General features: G+C 41.1%; 24 protein-coding genes. 9 read left to right on the top strand and 15 right to left on the bottom strand.

Annotated features, from left to right (window positions below; translation table 11 throughout):
* Positions 1 to 38 precede the first annotated feature (38 nt).
* The 3 genes from AAG747_RS04435 to fabG all read right to left on the bottom strand — a co-directional run bounded on the left by AAG747_RS04435 (position 39) and on the right by fabG (position 3417).
* On the bottom strand, positions 39 to 1574 hold the full coding sequence (locus tag AAG747_RS04435) for a sodium:solute symporter family transporter (protein WP_346819927.1): 1536 nt from the start codon (positions 1572 to 1574) through the stop codon (positions 39 to 41).
* Between the two features lie 14 nt (positions 1575 to 1588).
* Positions 1589 to 2578 (bottom strand): 3-oxoacyl-ACP synthase III family protein, encoded by a 990-nt coding sequence (locus tag AAG747_RS04430; protein ID WP_346819926.1) that lies wholly within the window; start codon positions 2576 to 2578, stop codon positions 1589 to 1591.
* 92 nt (positions 2579 to 2670) lie between these two features.
* Entirely contained in the window at positions 2671 to 3417 is a 747-nt protein-coding gene (gene fabG, locus AAG747_RS04425; protein WP_346819925.1) for a 3-oxoacyl-ACP reductase FabG, read from the bottom strand.
* 279 nt (positions 3418 to 3696) lie between these two features.
* On the opposite strand from fabG, the gene ablB reads away from it, so the two are divergent.
* On the top strand, positions 3697 to 4530 hold the full coding sequence (gene ablB, locus AAG747_RS04420) for a putative beta-lysine N-acetyltransferase (protein ID WP_346819924.1): 834 nt from the start codon (positions 3697 to 3699) through the stop codon (positions 4528 to 4530).
* A gap of 64 nt (positions 4531 to 4594) precedes the next feature.
* Here ablB and AAG747_RS04415 read toward each other — a convergent pair whose 3' ends face one another.
* Positions 4595 to 5980, bottom strand: coding sequence for a hypothetical protein (locus tag AAG747_RS04415; protein WP_346819923.1), 1386 nt, complete (start codon positions 5978 to 5980; stop codon positions 4595 to 4597).
* 298 nt (positions 5981 to 6278) lie between these two features.
* Here AAG747_RS04415 and AAG747_RS04410 point away from each other — a divergent pair, with 298 nt between their 5' ends.
* Positions 6279 to 6842 (top strand): RNA polymerase sigma factor, encoded by a 564-nt coding sequence (locus AAG747_RS04410; protein WP_346819922.1) that lies wholly within the window; start codon positions 6279 to 6281, stop codon positions 6840 to 6842.
* Entirely contained in the window at positions 6835 to 8127 is a 1293-nt protein-coding gene (locus AAG747_RS04405; RefSeq protein WP_346819921.1) for a hypothetical protein, read from the top strand. Before AAG747_RS04410 ends, AAG747_RS04405 begins: the two co-directional genes overlap by 8 nt.
* 292 nt (positions 8128 to 8419) lie before the next feature.
* Here the strand turns inward: AAG747_RS04405 and AAG747_RS04400 are convergent, their stop codons facing one another.
* The 3 genes from AAG747_RS04400 to AAG747_RS04390 form a co-directional block, all read right to left on the bottom strand.
* Positions 8420 to 8734: a phosphoribosylpyrophosphate synthetase gene (locus AAG747_RS04400; RefSeq protein ID WP_346819920.1), complete on the bottom strand. Its 315-nt coding sequence runs from the start codon at positions 8732 to 8734 to the stop codon at positions 8420 to 8422.
* Between the two features lie 319 nt (positions 8735 to 9053).
* Positions 9054 to 9863, bottom strand: coding sequence for a M90 family metallopeptidase (locus tag AAG747_RS04395; protein ID WP_346819919.1), 810 nt, complete (start codon positions 9861 to 9863; stop codon positions 9054 to 9056).
* A gap of 23 nt (positions 9864 to 9886) precedes the next feature.
* A complete protein-coding gene (locus tag AAG747_RS04390) occupies positions 9887 to 10621 on the bottom strand; it encodes an NUDIX hydrolase (protein ID WP_346819918.1) in 735 nt (244 codons plus the stop codon).
* Positions 10622 to 11440: 819 nt separating this feature from the next.
* On the opposite strand from AAG747_RS04390, the gene AAG747_RS04385 reads away from it, so the two are divergent.
* Positions 11441 to 12070 carry a hypothetical protein gene (locus AAG747_RS04385; RefSeq protein ID WP_346819917.1) on the top strand — a complete coding sequence of 210 codons (630 nt, stop codon included), beginning with the start codon at positions 11441 to 11443 and terminating at the stop codon, positions 12068 to 12070.
* Between the two features lie 93 nt (positions 12071 to 12163).
* Here AAG747_RS04385 and AAG747_RS04380 read toward each other — a convergent pair whose 3' ends face one another.
* The 8 genes from AAG747_RS04380 to AAG747_RS04345 all read right to left on the bottom strand — a co-directional run bounded on the left by AAG747_RS04380 (position 12164) and on the right by AAG747_RS04345 (position 18971).
* Complete coding sequence (locus AAG747_RS04380; protein ID WP_346819916.1) at positions 12164 to 12592, bottom strand: (4Fe-4S)-binding protein; 429 nt, start codon at positions 12590 to 12592, stop codon at positions 12164 to 12166.
* Positions 12593 to 12793: 201 nt separating this feature from the next.
* The gene (gene accC, locus AAG747_RS04375) at positions 12794 to 14137 is read right to left on the bottom strand and encodes an acetyl-CoA carboxylase biotin carboxylase subunit (protein ID WP_346819915.1); all 1344 of its coding nucleotides are present in this window, start codon (positions 14135 to 14137) and stop codon (positions 12794 to 12796) included.
* Between the two features lie 58 nt (positions 14138 to 14195).
* Positions 14196 to 14699: an acetyl-CoA carboxylase biotin carboxyl carrier protein gene (gene accB / locus AAG747_RS04370; RefSeq protein WP_346819914.1), complete on the bottom strand. Its 504-nt coding sequence runs from the start codon at positions 14697 to 14699 to the stop codon at positions 14196 to 14198.
* A gap of 154 nt (positions 14700 to 14853) precedes the next feature.
* The gene (gene efp / locus AAG747_RS04365; RefSeq protein WP_346819913.1) at positions 14854 to 15417 is read right to left on the bottom strand and encodes an elongation factor P; all 564 of its coding nucleotides are present in this window, start codon (positions 15415 to 15417) and stop codon (positions 14854 to 14856) included.
* A gap of 78 nt (positions 15418 to 15495) precedes the next feature.
* Positions 15496 to 16497 carry a beta-ketoacyl-ACP synthase III gene (locus tag AAG747_RS04360; RefSeq protein WP_346819912.1) on the bottom strand — a complete coding sequence of 334 codons (1002 nt, stop codon included), beginning with the start codon at positions 16495 to 16497 and terminating at the stop codon, positions 15496 to 15498.
* 275 nt (positions 16498 to 16772) lie between these two features.
* Positions 16773 to 16964, bottom strand: a complete 192-nt coding sequence (gene rpmF, locus AAG747_RS04355; RefSeq protein ID WP_346819911.1) for a 50S ribosomal protein L32 — start codon at positions 16962 to 16964, stop codon at positions 16773 to 16775.
* 23 nt (positions 16965 to 16987) lie between these two features.
* Positions 16988 to 17569, bottom strand: a complete 582-nt coding sequence (locus tag AAG747_RS04350) for a YceD family protein (RefSeq protein ID WP_346819910.1) — start codon at positions 17567 to 17569, stop codon at positions 16988 to 16990.
* 136 nt (positions 17570 to 17705) lie between these two features.
* Positions 17706 to 18971 carry a DUF1015 domain-containing protein gene (locus AAG747_RS04345; protein WP_346819909.1) on the bottom strand — a complete coding sequence of 422 codons (1266 nt, stop codon included), beginning with the start codon at positions 18969 to 18971 and terminating at the stop codon, positions 17706 to 17708.
* A gap of 165 nt (positions 18972 to 19136) precedes the next feature.
* Between AAG747_RS04345 and AAG747_RS04340 the strand changes: the two genes are divergently transcribed.
* From AAG747_RS04340 to AAG747_RS04320, 5 genes are all read left to right on the top strand, one after another.
* Complete coding sequence (locus AAG747_RS04340) at positions 19137 to 19694, top strand: hypothetical protein (RefSeq protein WP_346819908.1); 558 nt, start codon at positions 19137 to 19139, stop codon at positions 19692 to 19694.
* A gap of 123 nt (positions 19695 to 19817) precedes the next feature.
* Entirely contained in the window at positions 19818 to 20549 is a 732-nt protein-coding gene (locus tag AAG747_RS04335) for a 16S rRNA (uracil(1498)-N(3))-methyltransferase (RefSeq protein ID WP_346819907.1), read from the top strand.
* Between the two features lie 50 nt (positions 20550 to 20599).
* On the top strand, positions 20600 to 21232 hold the full coding sequence (locus tag AAG747_RS04330) for a DUF4159 domain-containing protein (RefSeq protein WP_346820184.1): 633 nt from the start codon (positions 20600 to 20602) through the stop codon (positions 21230 to 21232).
* A 468-nt stretch (positions 21233 to 21700) separates the two neighbouring features.
* Positions 21701 to 22282 (top strand): exosortase K, encoded by a 582-nt coding sequence (gene xrtK / locus AAG747_RS04325; RefSeq protein WP_346819906.1) that lies wholly within the window; start codon positions 21701 to 21703, stop codon positions 22280 to 22282.
* Between the two features lie 38 nt (positions 22283 to 22320).
* The gene (locus tag AAG747_RS04320) at positions 22321 to 25140 is read left to right on the top strand and encodes an MSEP-CTERM sorting domain-containing protein (RefSeq protein WP_346819905.1); all 2820 of its coding nucleotides are present in this window, start codon (positions 22321 to 22323) and stop codon (positions 25138 to 25140) included.
* Positions 25141 to 25315 lie beyond the last annotated feature (175 nt).

Genomic DNA, 25315 nt, shown 5'->3' with positions numbered 1-25315 from the left:
CTTCCAGGTTTTTGAAAACCTGGAAGGTTTTTTTGCTGTCAGGCGGATAGTTCTTGTTCTTTCAACGCCGGCCGGGAAACCTTCCAATATCTACCCAAAAGATAAATAAAAAAGCCCAGAGCTAAAGAGCTTAGCAGGGCAAAGGTGGCCGCTACTCCAGGGTTGTTGACAGGTTCTTGCATATAGCCCCCAATTCTGCCGTAATAAATGCCGAAATGCACCGCTAAAGCCGTTACCGAAGCCGCTGCAGGGGCAACCAAAGGTACTTTGTCTAAAAACATTCCGAAGAGTACCGGAATAAACGCAGCTGCAAAATAGGCATAGACACCGTTTTGAGCAAAGATTGCTACGCTTACGTCAGGAGCGACCAGTTGTTGATAGGACAAACCCATACTCACCGCAGCCAGAGTGCAAATTACCAGACGGTTGGTAATAACTTCTCTACCGGTATTTTCTTTTTCAAAAAAACGGGTTCCCAATACAGGTTTGATTAAATCAGCTGTAATGGTTGCCGACAGAGATTGTATCAAGCCTTCTAAGGTAGAAAGCCCCGCAGAAATCATCCCTAAGACCAGTATAAGACTTACGTATACGGGGAACTCTTGTACGACATAAGCAGAAATTAACCCATCCATAGGAATGGATTCATGGTTTATGGTCAGCTGTGGAAAAGCCAGACGTGCATACAAACCTGCAATGACTACCAAAAAGAAAAGCATTTCTACCAAGATCCCCACCAATAGATATTGATTGACTTCTTTTTCACTCTTTAAAAGCAAAGATTTGGTAATGATATGAGGTTGGCAGACGATGGCAATTCCAATGACAGCCTGACAAAAAACGATTTCAAAATAATCGCGAAACAAAAAGCTTGTAGGGTTGGTCCACTGGGATAAGTGGGGGTCTATCGCCTCTAATTTTTGTATAAATCCTTTCACTCCCTGGCTAAAATGCTCATATCCCGAACCTAACAGAATAATCGCCACTACCAACATCAACAAGGCCTGGATGGCATTGGTGTACACCATAGAATTGGCTCCTCCGAACATCATATATCCAAAAACAAACACTCCAATCCCTATCAGTACGGGCAAGACAGGTAAGTCCAGTGCTTTGGATAACACTTGTGTAAGCCCTACCAGAATCAGTACAATAAAAGAAATTAATAACAAGGAAAGCAGAGCAAAGAATAACGCATAATGCTTACTGTTGTAACGGTTGCCAATCCATTGAGCCATGGTCAAGGCTTTGATGCTCTTTCCGTATTTTCTGAATTTTTTGGTGAATACGATTAAGGAAACAAAAATGGCCAATGGCATCACTATACCGAAGGAGAGAATGCCACTTATTCCATATAGCCCTATAAAGCCCGGGTTAATGATAAAGGTAGCGGCACTGGTCATGGAAGCCGCTAAGGCCAAGCCAACGGCTACCGGAGAGAAATGGACACTGCCGACAGCATAATCTGCCATGTTTTTGGTTTTTAATGCTCCGCGGATGACGAAGACCAGGATCAAAACCATATAGGCAATTACTGCCATCCATGTGATGAAGTTATTGGTAAAGGATTCCATAAGGTTCGTTAAAGTTAAAATCGAAAAGCCGCACCGGCAAAGGCCAAGCCCCCGCCTGAGCCTATCAAAAAGATAAGGTCTCCTTCCTTTAATTTCCCTTGGGATACGGCATCGTCCAAGGCCATAGGGATACAAGCCGACCCCGTATACCCCTTGGTTTCCATGATTGTATGGGCTTTGTGTGTAGGAAGATCCAGCGCCTGTAAAGTTTCGTGAATGGAATTAATATTTAGCTGTGTAATGAAGTATTGTTCTACCTGGCCGGGGCGTATTTCCAAGCGTTGACACAAGGAATGAATCATAGAGCTCCATACTTCAGGATTCAGTTCCTTGGGGAAACGGTGCACAAACTTCAATTGGTGATCTTTGGTTTGTAACACTTTTTCATTTACCGGTTGATGTGTACCGCCGGCATAAACACCCATCCAACTATGGTATTGCCCCTCGGTACGCAATTCACTGGTAAGAAAGCCTCTGTCCGTATTCTTTTCCGCTTCTAATAACACAGCTCCGGCACCATCGGCAAACAAGGTGACCGTCTTTTTATCTTCCTTATTCAAATGTTTACTCATCGCATAGGCCCCGACCACTAATATATAGCGGTAGCGTTCATCGGCCATAATGTATTTGGCGGCCACGTCCAATGCCGTTACAAACCCGGCACAAGCCGTATTTAAGTCAAAAGTACCCGCCTTTTTGGCTCCGATACGATTTTGTATTACCGAAGCGGTGGAAGGAGAAATATATTCGGGGGTATCGGTGGCAATGATGATTAAATCGAGTTCTTCGGCACGTATGCCGGCCTTTTGTAAGGCGTCTAAGGCCGCAGCTTCGGCCAAATCGGCTGTGGACTCATGTCCTTTGCACCAATGCCGACTGCGTATATGTAAGTTCTCTTGTAGCCAGGTGTCTACATCTTCGTTTAAAAGTTCGTTAAAGTAGGTATTGGGAAGGAGCCATTCGGGCACGAAAGAGCCTGTAGAGCGAATCAATGCTTTTCTCATAATTTCTTTGGTAAGAGTTTAAAGGTCATCAAAACCTGCCAGGTTTCCGATACCTGGCAGGTTTTTGTCGTGGGGATGTTCTTTTTTTCAGTTTAAAGGGTCACGGCTCCGTCTACGCTGATGACGGAACCACTGACAAAAGAAGCCTCCTCCGAAGCCAGGAAGCTATATACAAAGGCTACGTCTTCCGGTTTGCCCAAGCGTTTTAAAGGAGTTTTCCCAATCATCATGTCCACAACTTTTGCGGGCATAGCTTCTACCATTTCCGTAGCAATAAAGCCCGGAGCTACGGCATTCACAGTAATACTATATTTTCCCAATTCTTTTGCAAGGGTCTTGGTAAAACCTACCAATCCCGACTTGGTGGCAGAATAGTTGGCCTGGCCGAAATTACCGTATAAACCAACCACAGAGGATGTATTAATAATCCGGCCGTGTTGCTGCTCCACCATCCAGGGAATAACCGCTTTCGAGCAATTAAACACCCCTGTCAGGTTAACATCCAACACTTGTTGCCATTCGTTATAGTTCATTTTTTTGATAGTCGCATCACGGGTAATTCCGGCGTTGTTAATCAGGATATCAATTTTACCGTACTTTTCCGCCACTTGATTGGCTGCCTTCTGTGTCTCTTCCGGGTCGGTAATGTTTAAGCAAATTCCATCAACTAATAGTTTTTTCAACTGCAATTCTTCCACCGTTTGATTGGTTTTAGCTTGGTTAACATCCCAGATAATGACTTGAGCTCCCTCCATGCCAAAGGAAAGAGCCGCTGCTTTTCCGATACCGGAAGCCCCACCGGTAATAATGACTACCTTATCTTTAAATTTCTTTTTCATATATACTTGTCTTTAGAGATCTTATGAAGTTCCAATTTATCAAGTGGAGAAAGGAGAAAGAGAAAGTATTTTTAATTTATACCCTGAGACTATAAGGCATATTCTTTATCTGCATAAGTTTAAGTTACTTATAATCAGATTGTTAATTTAAATACAAGCAGATGTGACTTTCAAATAAAGACTTAGCCGGTAGAACTTTCTATTGAGCAATAAAGCGATTTCTACACAGGTGATTTATTTTTGCACCTTTACAAGTAGAACTTTATAAAAAATTTTAAAATGAAATTTGATTGTGTGGAGCAAATAGGGCAGACCCTGGTGCAGCATGGCCCTAACAACAACCGGGTATATTTGATGAAACTCCATCCGGAAGATCATCCTCAGATGACACGGCACTTGGTGGAACTTGCCGAACAAAATCAGTATTCAAAGATCTTTGCCAAAATACCGGATTGGGCTTTGCCTTCATTTTCGGAAAATGGCTTTGAGGTGGAAGCTTCCGTTCCAAACCTGTTTAATGGGGAAGAAGACGGACATTTTATTGCTCGTTTTATGAACACAGAGCGGAAACATTTAGCCGAAAAAAAGGTCATTCGAGATGTGATTAAAACCGCCGAAGATGCAGAAGTAAATAAGGATATCCTGTCGGAAAATTCTTATGAAATACGTTTATTAGGGAAGGAAGATGTGAACGGATTAATTGCTTTATACCAAGAAGTTTTTGAGGTGTATCCTTTTCCGGTTTTTGATCCTGAATATGTAAAAGAGAGTATGGACGAGGGAATGCAATATTTTGGAGTAGTTGAAAATGGACAACTTCTTGCCACGTCTTCCGCTGAAATTAACTTTAAGCAAGCGCATGCGGAAATGACGGACTTTGCCACTCGTCCGGAAGCCAGAGGTAATAACCTTTCTCTCTTTCTATTACAGAAGATGGAAGAAGCCATGAAAGCCCAAGGCATCAAAACCTTATTTACCATTGCCAGGGCAACTTCCTACGGGATCAATAAAACCTTTGGCCGTTTAAATTATCACTTTGCCGGCACGCTCACTAACAATACCTTGATTGGGAAGTCTATTGAAAGTATGAATGTTTGGTTCAAACATGTGTAAGGATAAAAAACCTTCCAGGTTTCCGAAACCTGGAAGGTTTTAAATTTTGAAGAGAAAAAAGGCTTTATTGAGAAATTTCCTCCAGTTCCTCCACTTCGTCAGAATCCTCTTTCTCCGCTTTGATAAAACCGATACCCTCAGCATAGTATTTATATTCGATCGCGTCCGGTTCGAGAGGGTTATGCTCACGAGTTTTTAGACAATCGGTAAAAGTGCCGTAGGGAACGGTTATGGTAAAGCCAAAGCCGATGACTTCGGCCCGGTCTTCCGCTTCTCCTTCATAAAACTCTTGCCGGTATTTCAGTCCCGGAAGTGGTTCTGCCAGCATGATAATCCCCGGTTCTGCACCGTCTTCACCGGCTCTCCAGGAACCTTCGGTACTGACTACTTCCCCGTCTTCTATTTCCTTAGAATCCTCTCCGAAATACCAGACATTGCCATTCTTATCTTGAGCATACCAATCCAGGGTTTCTTCCACCAATTCCCCATCTTCGTATTCGCTGGCTTTGACTACCGTACAGTTTACTCCTAAAATCACCTCTACATTGGCCGTTACCTCTTCCACTACCATGATTGCCGTACCTTCATCATCCACTCCCGTATACGTATAGGTAGTGCCCGGGGTATAGGAGAGGTAGGGGTTGTCAATGACAGTTACAAAATCATCCGAATCAAGATCTTCTATATCCAATAAGACTTTGTCTACCAAGTCGGTAATTTCCACCAGTTCTTCTTTGTCTTCTCCTTCTATAGACTCGGCCAAAAGCAGACCTACACCGGATGCATAGTATTTGAATTCTTCCGAATCAGGTTCCAAGGGGTTAATATCTTTGATCTGCAAACAATTTTGAAAAGAGCCATAGGGAACTGCCACACTGGCGGTTAGACGAATCACTTCCCCTTGATCTTCGGCAATTCCTTCGGCAAATTCCTGACGGTATTTTTGGCCGGGTTGTGGATTCGCCAACATAATAACCCCCGGTTTGGCGCCATTCCTTCCCGCTTGCCAAGAGCCTTCAGTACTGACGACTTCCCCATCCTCTATTTCCTTAGAATCCTCCCCGAAGTACCAAACATTGCCATTCTTATCTTGAGCATACCAATCCAGGGTTTCTTCTACCAATTCCCCGTCTTCGTATTCGCTGACCAGTACTTCTCTACAGGTAATACCCAAAATTTCCTTTGTATTAAAGGTAATGGCTTCTACCACCCGAACTTCCTCTCCCTCTTCCTCTATTCCTTCGTATACAAAGAAAAAACCAGGACTGAGACTGAAATACGGATTATCGATTCCTTCTACAAAATCCGCCTGACTGAGATTGTCTACATTCAATAAGATATCATCTTGAAAGACTTCCACCGGAATAATTACTTTGTCGTTATCATCTTTACAGGCAAAGCACATTAATAGTAAGCATAACCAATAGCAGCTTTTTTTACATGTGTCCATTATTTTATGAGGTATGAGATAAATAAAGGTTAGTAGCTAAACCTACCAGGTTTTCAAAACCTGGTAGGTTGGAATGATTATTCGATGTAGAAAAAGTTTTAGGGATAATGCCTTTCTAACAATGCACGACAATGAGTCCCAAAGGGAAGGGAGGGATTCGGGTATTTTGAAAAAACACCTTTTAATTAGGTTGTAAATAAAGATAAAAAGCAAAAACCTTAACCAACCTTTTCGGCCTGGGCCTGCGTTACGTCTACAGATAAGGTTTGTAATTTCACAGGTCTTTTTTTGAGGGGAATTGGTTTCCGATAAAGAACTATACCGCATCATTGCCTCTTGTCAGAAAGGCAAACGCTCCAGTCAGGATTGGCTTTATCAGCATTATTACGGTTTCGCGATGGGGGTTTGCTTGCGCTATACCCAGTCCCGGGATGAAGCTGCAGAAATCGTTAACGATGGTTTTTTTAAGGTTTTCACCAAATTGGAAAAATATACCAAGGGGCTTTCTTTTATGGCTTGGCTCCGGAAGATCATGGTCAACACGGCAATTGACCATTACCGCAAAAACCTCAAATTCCACCAACATATCTCTTTGACCTATGCCCATACCGAGCCTTCCACAGAATCTACATTGGATCAAATTTCCGAAAAGGAAATCCTGAAGGCGATACAAGATTTACCACCCTCTTACCGGGCCGTATTCAACCTGTATGTGATAGAAGGGTATAAACATTCGGAAATCGCCAATATACTTGGTATTAGCATCGGTACTTCCAAATCCAACCTTGCGGTTGCCAGGGCAAAACTAAAGCAAACCTTACTTCGAAATCAAAAACAGCATATCAAACAACAACATGGATGATCGACAATTCGATAGGGAGATACAAGAAAAGATGAAAAACTACCAGGGTGAAGCCTTCGATGCCAATCATCTAGAAAGCCTGCACCAACGCTTGGATGCAGTGGTTGCCACTCCTTGGTATATACGGTACCGGTCCGAGTTGCTTTTTATTCTTTGCATCCTTTTACTTATGTTATTTTACTTTTTCCTTTATCCGTTTTTTTATAAAAATAGTTATCTTATTGAAAGTCAGTATATTAATTCAGGATTACAAACATTACAAGAGCAACAGGACAAGTTATTGGAAGAAAATAAAAAATTGCTAAACCAACTAGAACAACAAAGACAACAAACAAGTCAATTGAAAGCTGAGTTATACAATACTAAAAAAGAACTTGTCATTTCTGAAAAGAACACAGCGTATTTACAAAATGCATTGTGGGTTTATGCGCAAGAGAAAAGAGGTTCTTCTTTTTCCTTGCGGAAAGGAGAGGGGGCATGGGTACATCAAGCTTTATTACCTAAGGTACCTCCGGGTGTAGCTACTTCCAACGACTGGTTTGAGTCCGGGCTTTTATCGTTTGATCCTGTTCTGCAGGAGGGGGAAACACCTCCGAAAAAGAATGCCTCAGGAATGCTCTCCGGAAAAACGAGATTAAAGTTAAAACAACATTATTGGCGAGGGGTTGGCATTCAGTTAGGAGTTGTAGGAGGGCTTTCAAAAATTAAAAGCGACCTGGGTGAGGGGGATTTTAATCCGGAAATGGGTTTGTTAGGAGAGTTTCGCTTTACTCCGTCCTGGAGCTTGGAGGCGGGTGTCAAGTACAACCTCTGGACACATGAAATAGAAGATAAATTTCTTTTAGAACAATTAAACCTTCCTAATTTCAAATCCGGTTTAGGCGCTTTGGAAGCAACTGAGGTTGAGTCTTTTTTATTGGAATTCCCTTTAAACCTGCGATATAGACATCCTGTAGCCAACCGGTTTTCATTGGTGGGAAGTATGGGTATTTCTCCGGTATACTACATTACTCAGAAATTCGAATACGACTACAAAGTTGATTTTCAGTTGGATTCGGTTAATTATGCCCAATTGACCGTAAATGACAAATCGCCCCGACAAAAGCTGGGAAAACTCTATAGCGGCACATTGAACTTAGCCATAGGCGGAAATAAGGTTTTCTCTGATAGAAGCCAGTTTGAAGTGATGCTTTCTTATCAGATAGGTTTGAGAGAAATGGGTATTGAGCGGATGAAACCAAATCTATTGGCACTGAGAGCAAGGTATTGGTGGAAAGTCAAATAACTTTTCTATTTGACTTTGATGGCCGTTTGTTGAAACCTTCCAGGTTTTCAAAACCTGGAAGGTTTATAATCTGATGAGGTTTTTATACGTCTTTCCTTTTATTTGTAGGGGTGTTTTAAAAGTTTATTTTGTTATATAATTTATGTTATGTTAAATAGAGTTACAGCAAAACTTCCCTATCCAATCAAACGATGGCGAATATATATTTTCTACAGTGCTATTATAAATAAAAAAGACTGTGCAAACGAGACAGTCTTTTTTTGAAAAGTGGAGAGAGTAAACGTATTTGAAATCAGGTAAAAGATTCGTAATGCATTTTCATCAACTTGATCATTTCCGGAGCTATGTTTTCAGAATACATGCCAAAGGCATCGACCAACACTCCCTTGTAACCTTCCTTGGAAGTGATCGCATACAAAACTGAATTGTCATCGGGATTGGACATACCTTCAAAACGATACATCTCATCCACATCCATCTTTTCCACATCCAACTTTCTATGTTCATCCACACATTCCATCCCATCGTTTCGAATCACAAAATCATGGATATACCCCCGGGTTCTCAAATCATTGATTGCCGATGATAAGGTTTCGTAATGTCTCATAATTATATTGGATCAAAATAAATAACTTCACACTGATTATCAGCAGGTTGCTTCACGATGTGCACTTTAGGATTTATTCATAGAAGATACTAAAAATAATCAGGAATAGAAATCATTTAGTGGGATATTTTTACGGCAAATGCTTATTCTGTTTGCAGTTAAAAAATGCTTTTTCTCCCCTACTCTTGGCTTATTTTCCGTTATCACAATTATTTTTATAACCTATTGGTTGACAGTATTTTGTAATAAAATAATCATATACCTTAACCCATGGCATATGCTCCGCAATTAGTAACTTTTCCATAGAGAATATATGTAATTAAGCGGATTTACTTTGATGGGTTTGAACGGCCGGGTTTTGCTGGAAAGCCAGTTTCATCAACCGATAGAGTTCCGGGTGCTTTTTGCGGAAAAGCTTAGGGCGCTTGAAGAAATACTCACTGGCAACGGAAAAGAACTCAGCGGTATTCGTAGCGCCATAGGGATTGATATCCGATTCACTGGCTACAATCGCGGTAATACCCTGACGGATATGTTCTACCCAAGGCAATACATATTGATGTTGTAAAAGTATTTCGGGAATCCCGTCTACCGATCCATCCTCCCGGTCGATCAGGTGGATAAATTCATGAATGCCTACATTGTTCTTGGATGTTTTATTCCGGAAACCTTCCCGGAGCGACCTTTTGGAAAGCAATAAAGAATTTCGCATATAACCATTGCCAACCATACCGGCAATGGTACGTTCGTCCCCATCGGTTTCAAAATTCCGGTTGAAACTATTGGAATAAAGCAATACTTCTTTAAGATCGCGGTATTTCCATTTTGGAAAGGCAAACATCGGAATTACCGCACTCGAAGCAACCAACATCAAGTCCAAATCTTCTACTTCCGTATCCACCCCAACCACTTGTACATCATGGAGAAACTCCATAACATCGTTTTCAAATTGCTTTTTGTTCTTTTGAGAAAGTTGTTGGTAAAACGCCACCTCCTCTTGCAGGATTTGCTTCCATTCCTCCGGGGTTGGAGTGAGAACAGACAAGGTCTCTTTCTTAGAAGCAAAAACCCACTTCCAGCAAAAAAATAAGAATATGGCAACCGTTAGTACAATCAGTCCTTCTGTCACAGTTTTTATATTTAATCTATGAATTAGATAAATGTATACAAATAAGGAGCGCGATGTGCCCCACCCGATTTTCTTTCTTTGAGCCTTTTTACACTGCTCATACTCGATATTTTCTTGGCAAAATTCCTTCTGTCCAATGGCTCTCCCAATATGGTTTCGTACAGCTTTTGTAATTCCGGCATTGTAAATTTCTCAGGCAGTAAATACTTGCCGACCGGCTCCGTATACAATTGCTTGCGAAGTGTACCCAAAGCGGTTTGGATAATATGGGTATGATCAAACATCAAATCCGGAATCTCCGATAGGTTATGCCAACCACAAACGGATGATAACAAATCCGTATTGGGGGTCACCCGGTCGAAGTTGACCAGGGCCAGGTAACCTATCGAAATAAAGCGTTCAAACAACCAGTTGTCTTCCGGTAAAAAAATTCCCATCGCATCCAACATTTGCTGCATATCCTTGCTTCTGCTACGGTGCGGATCCCCAAAAGTAGCAAACTGTTTCAGGTACAATTTTTCAAGCCCGGTCCGCTCTTTTAAAATTCTATTTGCCGCTTGATCAATCGGCTCGTCTTGATGAATAAAACCACCCGGAAGCGTCCACTTATCTAAGTATTTCCATTGTACCAACAAGACTTTCATTTGGTTTTGAGCAAAGCCAAACACCACACAGTCGATAGAACATTGCCGGACATATCGCTTATCTCTATTGGAAATTAAAACTTTAAACTCTTCGGGTACTTTGATGTTTTCCATAGGCATTTAATACATAATGGCCCTGAAAGATAAAACCGAACTCCTCCATTCTCCAAACTTCTTTTATACAGTCGTACTCGAGTTCAGGTCGAAAAATCCGTAAGTGATTGATTCATAAAGTTATAAAACTTCATTGTGTATCAAATACACAATAAAAACATGCTTCATTGTGTATTTGATACACAATGAAGTTAAAAATAAAAACCAGTGAAAAAATAGAGTTTTAGCATCCTGAATCTTATAGGGCTATTCGCTTTCTACTCCGGAAAGGACAACCCCTACCCTTGTGTCGTTGACAACTTGCCTTCCGGGATTCAAATAAAGTCAGTCGGGTTTGTGTGAAGGCTTTAGGATGGCATTGGAAACCAGAATAGAAGATTTACGAACTCAAACACATCTTAAAGAAAAGCAGGCCAGCTATTTAGCAATAGGATAAGGTCGAATCATGATGGGCTCGTCCTTTTGTTGATAAAATTTTTCGGTGTAGGATTCTTAGAATGATGTTTTTGTGGTCCGACTTTCGGTGGTCCGGCATACCGGAGAATAATCAGCAGCTACTTCAGCCCAAATCGCAGAGGAAAAAATGAATCATTTTAATGCACCAGTTGTGAAAGAAACAGTCGCTTGGCACAATATCGCCCCAGGCAGGTTGTTCGGCTAGATGCAGGTACCGGGGCTTTGTATCCGTGTATTCACAATGGTCAGAGTTGACCGGGATACCAGTATTGGTATTGTCTTTTACGGCTTTTTGTTACAGCTTTACGAAGCTAATAAGAAAGGCGAGAATAGAAAGTAGTAATGCATTAATCACAAAAGACAATGAAAAAAATGTCTGATCGAATTGACCTATACAACAGGTATTACACTGAAAGAAATTTTGACAGAGCGGAAGTATTTCTTGCGTTGAGAGAAAAATATCAAATTCAGGATGTTTTATACCCCGGAAGTTTTGTACACATCACACCGGCATTTATTTTCCCTCATGTAGTATTCGTAGATAATGATAAAAATGCCAAAAGATTCTTCAATAATTTGGATCAGGTAAAAAGAATCATTGAAGCAAAGAAAGATTATACAGAGGAACCAACAATTGAGTTTTTGGGACAGAATTACCAAGCTCCCCTTCCACTTGCAGAAAACAAAATTGATCTTTTGATATCCCACTATGCGGGAATTATCTCTCAACCATGTAAACAATACCTTAGAGTAGGAGGCCTGCTTCTTGTCAATAATAGTCATGCCGATGCAGGTGTTGCATACCTTGACAAAGATTATGCTCTGATAGCAACTATAGACCCAAACCGGAAAAGTAGTATTTTAGAGACCAATCTACATCAATATTTTATTCCCCAAAAACAACCTGTTTCTATCAATGACTTAATCATCTCCGGTAAAGGAATCGGCTACACCAAAACGGCAGATTTATATCTATTCCAACGTATTGCATAAGATAAAAAGGGTTGCTGCGGAAATTACGTAACAAAAACTTAAATGAGATAAAAACCTAGCAGGTTTCGGAAACCTGCTAGGTTTTCAAATCCTCTATCCTTTAAATGCCACTTTTTTATGCGAGCCATCGCAGAAGGGTTTGTTTTGAGACGAACCACAGCGACAAAAAGCGGTGGACTTGCTTTTTTGTTCCTCCGTACCGTCTTTATGTACTACTTTAATAGTGCCCTGCACAATCAAGGGGCCATTTTCCGCAACAAGAATCTTCGTCATTTCAACCTTTTGAGTTGCTTTTGAGGTACCTTCTTCTTGATTCATATAATAACTCAATGCTCCCGAAGGGCATTGCTTTACCTGTGCGATCATCTCTTCGGTACCGGCTCCTTTTACATTGATCCAGGGTTTTCCGTCAGGGTCAAAAACATTGGGAAGTCCGTGTACACAAATCCCCGAATGCATACAAACCTTGGGTTTCCACACAATCGTCACTTCCCCATTGCTATACTCTTTTTTTACTTCCATTTTTTTGAATTAAAAAGAGAAAGATGAATGTAAAGGAGGATTATTGGTAAGTGGTTCAGAAGCTTTGTGCTCTCTATAAAAATACTGAATTATTCTCCGGCAACCAATCGCTCCTTCATTCTATTTATCGTTAATGTATCAAAACAAAAATCCCGGCAATGTCGAACATTACCGGGATTTAATGCATTATGTATAATTTACTTATAAGTCTTTGTAAGAAGTATCTTCCAAAAATTTTGTGTTGAAATCACCGGATTTGAATTGTTCGTTATCCATCAGTTTCAAATGGAAAGGAATAGTCGTTTTGATTCCTTCAATCACAAACTCTTCGAGTGCCCGTTTCATTCTCACCACCACTTCCTCACGCGACTGGGCGGTTACAATGATTTTCGCAATCATCGAATCGTAGTTCGGGGGAATGGTATACCCGGCATACACATGGCTGTCAATACGAACCCCGGGACCTCCCGGCATATGCAAGTTGGTAATGGCTCCCGGCGAAGGGCGGAAATCCTTTTCAGGGTCCTCCGCATTGATCCGGCATTCCATAGAGTATTGTTTCGGGTAATAATGCTTTCCGGAAACTTTGATTCCCGCAGCCACTTTGATTTGCTCTTTAATCAAATCGTAGTCGATGACTTGCTCGGTTACCGGGTGCTCTACTTGGATCCGGGTGTTCATTTCCATAAAGTAGAAATTCCGGTGTTTGTCTACCAAGAATTCCACCGTTCCGGCACCTTCATAACCGATGGCTTTTGCTCCGGCTACGGCGGCTTCTCCCATTTTATCTCTGAGCTCAGGGGTCATAAAAGGAGAAGGAGTCTCTTCTACCAACTTTTGATGTCTACGTTGGATAGAACAATCCCTTTCGGAAAGGTGGCATACATTACCGTATTGATCGGCAATGATTTGAATTTCGATGTGGCGAGGTTCTTCAATGTATTTTTCCAGATATACCCCATCGTTACCAAAGGCCGCCCCGGCTTCCTGACGGGCACTGTCCCAAGCTTTTTCAAACTCAGCTTCTTTCCGGATAATCCGCATCCCTTTACCACCTCCTCCGGCAGTCGCTTTCAGGATCACCGGATATCCCATTTCTTTGGCTACTCCTTTTCCTTCTTCCACGGAAGATAACAAGCCTTCCGAACCCGGGATCAAGGGCACCCCCGCTTTTTTCATAGTGGCTTTTGCCGTGGCCTTGTCACCCATTGATTCGATCATCTGGGCAGAAGGACCGATAAATTTGATATTGTACTCGGAGCAGATCGCTGAGAATTTCGAATTTTCCGCCAAAAATCCATATCCCGGATGAATGGCATCTGCATTGGTAATCTCTGCAGCTGCAATGATATTAGGAATGTTCAGATAGGATTCGGCACTGGCGGCAGGCCCGATACACACGGCTTCATCGGCAAAGCGCACATGCAAACTATCGATGTCGGCCTTAGAGTACACAGCCACCGTTTTAATTCCCATCTCTTTGCAGGTCCGGATAACTCTTAACGCAATTTCTCCTCTATTGGCAATTAATATTTTCTTAAACACAGCTTTCAGTAGTTATTAATTTCCACGAAGTTTTATACTATCTCTTCCGACCCTTTCTTTAAGAAGGATCTACTAAGAATAAGGGTTGATCGTATTCTACCGGAGAAGAATTTTCCACCAATACTTTTACGACTTTACCGGAAATTTCCGACTCAATCTCATTGAACAACTTCATGGCTTCGATGATACATACAACCTGTCCTTTGTTGATCGTATCTCCTACTTGGGCAAAAGCGTCCGCTTCGGGATTGGCCGAGCTGTAGAAAGTACCGATCATAGGCGACTTGATCGTAATGTATTTGTCAGATTCCTCCTGAGCGGCAGTATTGTTACTTGCCGGGGCTTGCTCAGCCACAACTTGAGGTTGTTGTGCGGGCTGCTGCACTACGGGTTGTACAGGGACTTGCTGAGGAATGATTGCCTGAGAATCCACTACTTTGTTAATTGCAGCTTCGGCGGTTTTCTTTACATGCAATTTAATTTCCTCTGTTTCAATATTAACTTCTTCTAAGCCTGAACTTGCAATGAAATTAATAAGCTCTCTTATGTCTTTTGCTTTCATGTCCGATTTAAATGTTATATTTCGATTAAGATAACTCTTCCGACGGTGTAAAGCATTTACCGGAAGCTCTTCATCTAAACTGAGGGAGTTACAAATGTTAAGTTGATCAGTGTTATCTGCCCCAGTAAAAAGAAATTTAAGTTATGGGTAATTTTTATTTTACTCTTTCAGAGTAAGAACGGGTACGGGTGTCCACACGAATCAGCTCTTCGTTGTCGATGAACAGGGGTACCTGAATTTCCGCACCGGTTTCGAGGGTTGCCGGTTTGGAAGCATTGGTAGCCGTATCCCCTTTCAAACCCGGTTCTGTATAGGTCACCTGCAATTCAACAAATTGTGGCAGTTCCACTCCCATAATGGTTTCTTGCTCGGCGTGGTAAACAATTTCCACTTCTTGCCCGTCTTTCATCAGGTCGGCATTTTCCACTAATTTTTCTTCGACAGCGACTTGTTCAAAGTTGTTACTGTCCATAAAGTGGTAACCCAAGTCGTCCTTAAATAAGAATTGGTGTGCTCTTCGCTCAATGCGAGCGGTGGTCACCTTATGTCCGGCTGTAAAAGTGTTCTCAATAACTTTACCTGTAGTGACACTTTTTAGTTTTGTACGGACAAAAGCAGGTCCTTTTCCTGGTTTTACATGTTGAAATTCAACAATCTGGAAAATATCGTGGTTGTATTCGATACACAGACCGTTTCTAAAATCAGCAGTAGTTGCCATTCTCGTCTAAATTTATAAGAATTTTTGTTGGTTATTTAATTCATCAGTGGTAGCAAATCAACCCGGAGCGCTAAGTGGTTACTTCTCGTCTCCGATGGCCCATTTCACATAAACCGCCCCCCAAGTAAAGCCTCCGCCAAAGGCGGCCAGAATCAGGTTGTCTCCCTTTTTAAGTTGGTTTTCATAATCCACCAGACACAATGGGATTGTGCCTGAGGTAGTATTACCATATCTTTGAATATTCAGCATTACTTTTTCATCTCCGATGTCCATACGCCTGGCGGTTGCATCAATGATCCGTTTATTGGCTTGATGGGGTACCAAAAAGGCAATATCGTCTCCTGTCAGCTTATTTTCCTCCATTACTTTTGCTGCGGCCTCCGCCATATGCGTTACGGCAAATTTAAACACCGTACGCCCATCCTGTTTTGCATAATGCTCCCGGTTTTCAACCGTCTGGTGAGATGCGGGTTTTCGACTCCCTCCTGCAGGCATATTCAAATAAGGTTCTCCGGCACCGTCAGACCGTAAATAAAAGTCCATGATTCCGTTTTCCCCTTCCGTTGGTTCTAACATGACAGCCCCGGCACCATCGCCAAACAATATACAAGTGGTGCGATCTTGATAATCTACAATGCTTGACATTTTATCGGCACCCACCACAATCACTTTTTTATATGTTCCGGACTGTACAAATTGAGCCCCGGTTACCAAACCATACAAAAAACCCGAGCAGGCAGCATTCAAGTCATAACTAAAGGCATTTTTAATCCCTACTTCAGCCGAGATAATGTTAGCAGTAGCAGGAAAAGGCATATCTCCCGTTACAGTACAACAAATCAACAAATCGACCTCTTCCGGAGAAGTATTGGTCTTTTCCAACAGCCTTTTCGTAGCCTCAATCCCTAGAATCGAGGTCCCTTTTTCCTCCCCTTTCAGAATTCTCCTTTCTTTGATACCTGTACGCTCTGTAATCCATTCGTCATTGGTATCCACCATGGTAGCTAACTCGTCATTGGTAAGGACATAGGAGGGTACATACCCCGCTACTCCTGTAATTGCTGCTCTCATCTTCGTCATTAGTCAAATAATTTATTTGGTCATGCACGTGCAAGGTATAAACTCGCGTGCAATTAACAAAAATAATGACTTGGTTTGTTAATTGCATGTTTAAACTTGCTCCTGTATACTGTAAAGGCGGTGCTACTCCAGCCTCTTGTACAGGTAAGGGTATGGTTTAAATACGTACAAAACGGCTATCACCTACCCAAAGAAAGATAACCCTTCCTTATTTTATAATAAAAAAGGAGAAGCTTTAACGCCTCTCCACTTGCAATAATTAATACCGGCTTCGCTTATACAGCTACTTCTTTTTCCATTACTACTTGTCCTTTGTAGTACAATTTACCTTCGTGCCAGTGAGCTCTGTGATACAGATGCGCCTCACCGGTAGTAGGGCAAATAGCAATAGTAGGCTTTTTCAACTTTTGGTGTGTTCTTCTTTTGTCTCTCCTCTGTTTCGATATTTTTCGTTTAGGATGCGCCATTGTCTTACTATTTTAAAATATTCCTAAAATTTAAGGTTTCGAAGTTTTTCCCATCGCGGGTCCACCTCTTTATTTTCATTTGTGTTTTCCTCGATATCTTGCTGCTCTTCGGATTCAGTGCTTACACTATAGGTAAACGTTTCCTCTGCTGACTCTTCGAATTTCGGATGCAATTTCTTGCTGGGGATGGCCAAGCTCAAAAATTCGTAAATATATTGGCTCAACTCTATGGAAATTTGCCCGGCAGGAATGATCAACATATCTTCCGCTTGCTCCTCATAATGCTCTCCGAACTTGATATAGATTGCTTCCCGTATCTCAACAGGGTAATCAAACAACTCCAGGCTGCGGTCACAAGTCAGCTCAATCATACCCTTGATCTCAAAGTTCAGGATCATCATGGTTTCTGTCTTGTTGATTGACACATGGGCCGTACAGTTGCCGTTCTGTAACAAGTCCGATTGAAAATGGTCAAAAAATGCTTTGCCAATTTCAAAATCAAAAGCGTGAACCTTATTACTAAGGTTGCGAATATTAATCGAAAATTCTCTGATATCAAACACAGCTTTCCGTATTTTGGAGCGCAAATTTATGAAGTTTCCCATTATCATCCAATAGCTACCTTAATTTTAAGAGATTATGAATGTAAGGGTTTTGAGGCAGAGGAGGTTACCAAGTCTCTGAAAGTGGAAACCTGCTAACCGGCACTGCCTGACAAGGCAAATATACAAAGGCTTCCCCTCAATCTTTTACATCCGCAAATAAGAACCCACAAATTACCTTAGGGTAGAAATAAGTGGATTTTTGAGGCATGGTATAGCCGCTGTAACAAATATCCTTTACTTGTTCTATGGAAATTTCATTGGTAATAAAGGCCGCTTGGGCATTCCCTTGTACTACAGCCAAGGCACATTCCGTATAATTTCTTTCAAAAAAGATATTCTGACTCTGGGTTTGGTACTTTCCTTTGATCCCTAAACATTTCTCAAACACAAAAAAATGCAACACGGTCAAATCCATCGCTTTTACTTGATCGGGAAAGTGCCAGGACAACTGTTCAAAACACTCGGGTTTCAAACTCATGTAAAAGGCCCTATCTTTTAATAACAGACCAAAATGCCAGGGTTTCCCGGAGATAAGCTCGTTCAATTGAAGTGGAGTATCTACTTCTTTCACTTTAAAGTATTGTTGTAAACATTCCAGAAAAACTTCAGGGTGAAATTCCGGCCAGCCTTTTAATAATCGATGGGTAGGCAAAATCCGGAGGTCTTTTGCTTCCGTATTGGTCAGGTAAATCAAATGATAATTATAGGGTTCCTTTCCTGTATGGTGAGGATTACTTTTTATTCTTTCCTTTTGATAAGCCAAAGAACCCGCATAGCGATGATGCCCATCGGCAAGGATCAGCCTTTGTCCTCGCATTTTCCGGACAAACTGTTTAATTACCTCCGGATCTTCTATTATTCCTAACACATCTTGCACTCCCTGATAATCTTCGGTTTTATATAAAGGCGTTCGAATGGCCTGGTCCATATAAGGTTCCAATTCAAAAGCCATATCGGAATACAGCCCGTGGGTGGGGCTTACATTAAAAGCTGTTTCTCTCAATAATGAAACCCGGTCATTTACGGCATGAGGCATTACATTCTCATGAATCAGAATATCGTTTTCTCCGGCGGCTAAATGTGCCATACAGATAAAGCCTTTCCGGCAATAACGTTTCGGATCATTAGGCAAATAAAAATATTGGTAATACACATAAATAGCGTCTTTCCGGTCTTGTACGATATCTCCTTCCCGTATCCATTGTTGCAATACTCTTCGGGCGGCTTTATCAGGCTCAACACCTTGAGGAACGGAGATATGGATGCTATTCAAGGGATTGGCGTATAGTTTTTTGCGCTGCGCTTCTGACACCACATCAAACAAAGGAGAGGTAAGCTGGTCAATTTGCCCGGCATGTTTTTCATGGTAGCGCCAGGCCTTAAAGGGTTGAATTAAAGGCATAGGATTGTGTGTTTATCAGTCGTTGGAAATCGTATATCAAGGAATGATTGCCCGTCTTGAAATTCTTCAATTTAGGGAACGATGGTACCCTGATTTTCTAAAATTAGAATTTATCTCTAAATTGGCCTACTAGTTTTGTTTAAAAAATTAAAACCACAACGAATTATGATCAAAAGACTCAATTGGATTTTTTTACTGAGCCTGGCTGTGCTTTTTAGCCAATGTACAGACGATGATGACCCGGATACGACAAAATCAAAAGAGGAAGTATTAGCGGGGGAAAACAGCAAAAAATGGAAACTTTCCAAAATGAATGTTCCCGCGAGTGCCTCGGGAATTACAATCCATCTGAATGTTTTAACCTTTGGCGAGGGAGTCTGTTTAAGTGATAATATCTTTGAGTTTTTTGCCGATGGAAAATTGCTTGTGGACGAAGGTACTCAAAAATGCAGCGAAAATTCTCCTCAACAGGTTTCGGGTACTTGGAAATGGGATGAAAGCGATGAGAATATTCTCATAATTGGCAGTACGGTATTTGATGGGATATTTGAAGAATATAACCTACCCGAATTTGACGGAAAGTTGACCGTAGAAACCCTTACGGAAACCAAAATGGTTATCCCTTATACATTTAAAACAGATAAGCCTATAACGATTGATTATAATGGCACCACAGCTACTTTAGGAGAGACCATCCATATAGAATTTGAAGCCATCCAGTAATAAGGATGCAAGCCATTTCTCAAAAGCATACCTTGTGTTTGAGAAGTGGCTTTTTAGTTACCACAAACTTAGCGCATTAGCATAATTAACTTTCTAACAACGAAACTTTAGCAACTTCCAGCAATGAGATTGTTTTATAGTGAAGACATTACCCCGGAGAGTCAACAGATCCAACTTGCCGAAGAAGATTCCCGCCACTGTATTAAAGTATTGAAAGCAAAGAAGTCAGATTCGATCACTTTAATTGACGGCAATGGTTACCGCTACCAAGGCATTGTCGAGGAGCCTCACCCCAAAAGATGCCTGATTGCGATAGAACAATGCGAAAAAATCGAAAGAAAACGCTCCAATACTATTCATATCGCGATATCTCCCACAAAAAATATGGATAGGATCGAATGGTTTGTGGAAAAATGTGTGGAAATTGGAGTCGATAAATTATCTTTTTTTATTTCCGAACATTCGGTGCGAAACAAAATGCGCCTGGATCGGATTAAGAAAATAGCGGTGGCTGCCATGAAACAATCCATTAATTTTTATTTGCCCGAAATCCATGATGTAATGCCCTATGACACCTTTTTGAAAGAAATAGCCCGGCAGGATCAGCAAGAACAGCGCTTTATTGCTTATGTCCCCACGGACAGTACAGCACATTTGGCAACAAAAGCGAAAGCAGAAGAAAATTATTGTATTTTAATCGGTCCGGAAGGAGGTTTTTCAGAACAAGAGGTAGCACTTGCTCAATCGCAGGGCTTTCAAACTGTAAGTTTGGGAGAAAACCGGCTGAGAACAGAGACCGCAGGAGTCGTGGCTTGCAATATCTTAAATTTAACTCATCTAATGAATAGATCATGAACCAATGGATAAAACTTGAATGGCTGACTTTAGGCTTACTTTTGTGGGGGATGAGCCTTGCCGCTCCTTTGGCCGCACAACAGCACTCCTTTAAAATAGCCCGGTTGAAGTACAATGGTGGTGGGGATTGGTATGCAAACAAAACTTCTTTGCCTAACCTGATTCACTATTGCAATGAGCATTTGAGTATGAACATCGCTCCCGAGGAAGAAATTGTCGAAGTGGGTAGTAAAGAGCTCTTTGCCTATCCCTTTGTACATATGACCGGCCATGGCAATGTGGTATTTTCCCAACAGGAAGCCGAAAACCTGCGAAACTATTTGGTTTCCGGGGGCTTTTTGCATATCGATGATAATTATGGCTTGGATAAATTTATCCGGCTGGAAATGAAAAAAGTATTTCCGGAGCTGGATTTTGTAGAGCTCCCCTTTAGCCATCCTATTTTTCATCAGAAATACGATTTCCCTAGTGGCCTTCCGAAAGTACACGAACACGATGGCAAAGCCCCTCAAGGTTTCGGAATTATCTACGAAGGGCGTCTTGTTTGCTTTTATTCGTACGAATGTGATTTGGGCAATGGTTGGGAAGACCAAATTATCTATAACGATCCTGAAGAAGTCCGGCAGAAGGCATTGAAAATGGGTGCAAACATTCTTTCTTATGCACTTACTGCCTATGAATAAAGAACAGTAATTTTTTTCTGCTACGGAGAAGCGAAAGGGGGAAATACCTTCATTCGCTTTTTTTATTTCAAACCCTTTCCTCTTATACCCAACCCCAGCCTCCACCCCATTTGAGTTTTGACTGAATTCTGCTTGAGCTATTTTTCTTTTATTTCAAAATATTCTGAAACTTCATATAATTTTAAATATTCTACAACTTTTTTACTCTTCGATTTATCCGAACTATGGTTTCGCAATAGCGATAATGATGATTATAAGCTTGAATAGAGAAAGACAAAGCGGAATAGTGATTAAAGCATTTTAGGAATATCCTTTTCCACTATTAAGCTGCGTTCAAGTATTCATCAAATTACAGGTTTATCCAAACAATTTTTTTCATTTGAGAGAATCAATGCCAGAAATGAGTTTGTGAAAATGAAGAAAAATCTCTTACTTTGAAATTCAAAGTACTTTTTAAATACAAATACTATGAAATATAAACTCCAGAAATTTCCAATACCGATCTTGCCCTCAAAGTCATTTTACAACCACCTGATTCTGGTGTCCATCACCTTAGGAATGGTTTTTATCATCAAGTATTGGTACATCTCCAGCACGGAAAAGGATTTATTCTTCATTCTTTATCCTGTAACAGGATTGATAGAACTCTACAGCGGCCAGCTTTCCGTTTACCTCCCGGACTCCGGTTTCTATTTTTCTTCTCTCAATATCCTGATTAACAAGTCTTGCTCCGGGGTTAACTTTTGGGTGATTGCTTTGTGTGTTTCTGCCTGGAACGTAGCAAACCATATACATGACTTAAAGAAAAAACTCCTCGGCCTTGCCTTGTCCCTTTTATGCGCCTATGTACTCACGCTCTTTACCAACTCCCTCCGGATCCTTACTGCCATTTGGTTAACGGACCTAAAAGAAATAGTGCCATGGATTGCCAGTAGTTGGTTTCATCAGGCACAAGGGGCTTTCACTTATTTATCTGTACTTGTTGCTTATCACTTGGGCATTCAAACCATTATATCGCATAAAAAAACATTTGATTATCCAACAGTTTAACCCGCACTCTTCAACCAGCTAGTAAAAAAAGAAACCTTATGAAAACCTTATTGAACCCTAAGTGGCTTTTGTTGACCAATACATTGCCCTTTGTCGTTACGTTTGTTATTTATTGGGAAACCTATCAGATCATCCATACTCTTTTAACTCCGGAATCCTTAACACTTTGGGGGCAATTTGGTATGACATTTTCTGCCTTGGTCATTGTCAATCTCAGTTATAGCATTATACAAATCCTCAGAAAAGAAGTCGTGCAAATCTGGTTTGCTCTTTATACCTTTTTAATTTCGATTACCTTCTTCTATTTCTACTTCACATATGAATCTTTACTGATACCCATAAATATCCCTCAATGGATGTTAGCTAAAGACATGTACTTGTATTTAGGCTTCCTGACAATGCCTGCCTTATTTCACGCCTTACTCATACTGGTGGTACACCTGACTCCCAATCCCGGCAACAAGAGTGCTTGGCAATCTTTTTTAATGGGATTACTTTGTCCTTTTGCCTGCTATCTCTTTTTCCAGATACTGGTACCCATGGACTTTGAACTTTCCTTTCATACCATCATCATCGTAGTCATATCCTTGACGGTATTATTCATTTTTTCACTGACCAGAGGAGTGTATCTTTTAGCCATGAAAAAGAGGCAAAGAAAAGAATTCCCTCAATGGCTTTGGAAGGTCCCTATTGCTTTATTACTTCCATTAACCGGATTAATATTGAACAATGGGCACCTTCCCGAAGGAATAAGAGGCTTCGGAAATACGCTTTTTGGGGATTTTAGCCACCCGATCTTTTATATCATCACCGTATTCAATGGGACCGTCCTTTGTATCCCTCCGGTTTCTCATAAAATTAGCCGTATAGGTTTGTTTATCACAAAAGCTGCTACCTTTAGCTATACCTTGTATTTCTTCATCATATTTTTGCCTTTCTTACCACTCTCTATCCCCGCAGTGCTCTTTTTGGGTTTGGGCTTTTTACTCCTCTCTCCTTTATTTTTGTTTTTACTTCATATCAAATCTTTGACGGAAGATTTTCATTATTTATCTTCTTTTTTGAAGAAGCCTCTGCTTTATGTTTTTGGATTATTGGGTTTGGCCACATTGCCTGTAGCCATTACCTATTCGTATTGGCAAGACAAAATCGCCTTAAAAGAAGCGTTACACTATGTATACCAACCGGATTTTACTTCGCCAAACCTAAAAAAAATAGACCCGGAATCACTGAACCGAGTACTCAAAACCATCAGAAAACACAAAAACCCAACTCTCTATCATCACTCACTGTTTCCACACGCACCCTTCTTGGCCCCCTTTTATCAATGGCTCGTATTGGACAACCTCACCTTATCCAATGAAAAGCTCAGCCATTTGGAAAAAGTATTTTTAGGAGAAACGCCTTATGAGGAAAATTTTACGGCAAGCACAGGGAATATGCCCCAAGCAGTGGAGATCAGCAATATACAAGTACAGTCGGCTTTTGACCGTAGTGAAAATACCTGGCGCAGCCAAATAGACTTGGAGCTTACCAATACTACAGGTCAATGGATGGCCGAATTCGCTACGACTTTCCAGTTACCGGAAGGTTGTTGGGTCAGCGACTACTACCTTTGGGTGAATGATGTAAAAGAGCCGGGAATCTTGGCAGAGAAGAAAACCGCTACATGGATTTATAACAATATTTTAAGCACCCGTAAAGACCCGGGGATCTTATACTATTTACCCAATAAGCGCATTGCTTTTAAAGTATTTCCTTTTGCCATAGACGAAGTCCGTAAAACAGGCTTTGAGTTGATTCACAAAGAACCTTTCAAATTGGAAATCGGTGGAAAAGAACTCATATTAGGCGATTTGTCTCAAACCCTTTCGCAAGCGGTCAAATTGCCCCATGGGTATTACCTTTCGGAAAGAGCCAAGCAAACCTTACCAAGGGTCAAAAGAAAACCGTATTTTCACTTTATTGTAGACTGTTCACAGGGTAAACAAAGCCTGTCCGCCTCTTATATTAAAAAGGTAGAGCAACTTTTTGAAAAAGGGATACTGGATAAGAATACCAGCAAATTTTCCTTTACCAATGCGTATACCCAAACCTATCCGTATTCGAAAGCCTGGAAAGAACACTTCCGGACACAAGCTTGCGAAGGAGGGTTTTATTTGGAACGGGCTATCAAAGAAGTACTGGTAAAATCTTATCATCTCAGGCAAGACGTTTACCCGGTAATCATTGTGCTTTCCGACTGGGTGGAAGGCGCAATTCTTCAGCACAATTTTTCAGATTATAAACTGGCCTTTCCCGAAAGCGATTTCTTTTATGAAGTAAGCAAGACAGGCGAACTCATTCCTCATTCTTTATTAACTTCCCCCGCAGCTCCGTTAGAAGAAAAAGTCGCTTTTAACCCTGAAGTCGAAGTATACGCCTGGCCTAATACCCGACAAGTGGAGGCATTTCTTCCTTTAAAAGGCGCTAGCATTATTCCTCATATCTCTCCCAAAATCGAAGAATCCGAGGAGTTACACCCTAAAACCTGGGAGTCGGCCTTTGCGTTGAATGCCCAATGGCTTTCCCACTGTTTTCACCAAGAAAACTTTCAACACAGCTGGTTGAATTTGGTCAAAAACAGCTTTCATACCCAAATTATGACTCCTGTAACATCCTTTATCGTAGTAGAAAACGAAGCACAAAAAGCCATGCTAAAGAAAAAACAAGAGCAAATGCTCAATTCCAGTGGTTTCTTTGACTTGGGAGAAGAGCCAGAAGCCATGAGCGAGCCTGGTCTTTTGTTAATGCTTTTACTTGGTCTTGTTTGTTTCTTACTGAAGCAGTGGATCCAAAACAGAAAGCGCTTCGCATAGTTGTTTGCATTTCACAGAGGGTATTGTTTCGGACAACCTTCAATACCCTCTGTGTTTTTTTACCGACACACCCTCCCTTGCCTTTTCTGTAGCAGATCCGTCCGGATTTTATCTTTTTTTATTTCCAAATTATTCTGAAACTTCCAATTATACGAATAATTATTTTCAGACTCAA

Origin of the sequence: Rapidithrix thailandica (genome assembly GCF_039710355.1) — a bacterium.
In the GTDB taxonomy this organism is placed as follows: domain Bacteria; phylum Bacteroidota; class Bacteroidia; order Cytophagales; family Flammeovirgaceae; genus Rapidithrix; species Rapidithrix thailandica.
The sequence above is the reverse complement of the archived record's forward strand: the minus strand, read 5'-3'. Positions and strand labels throughout refer to the sequence as shown.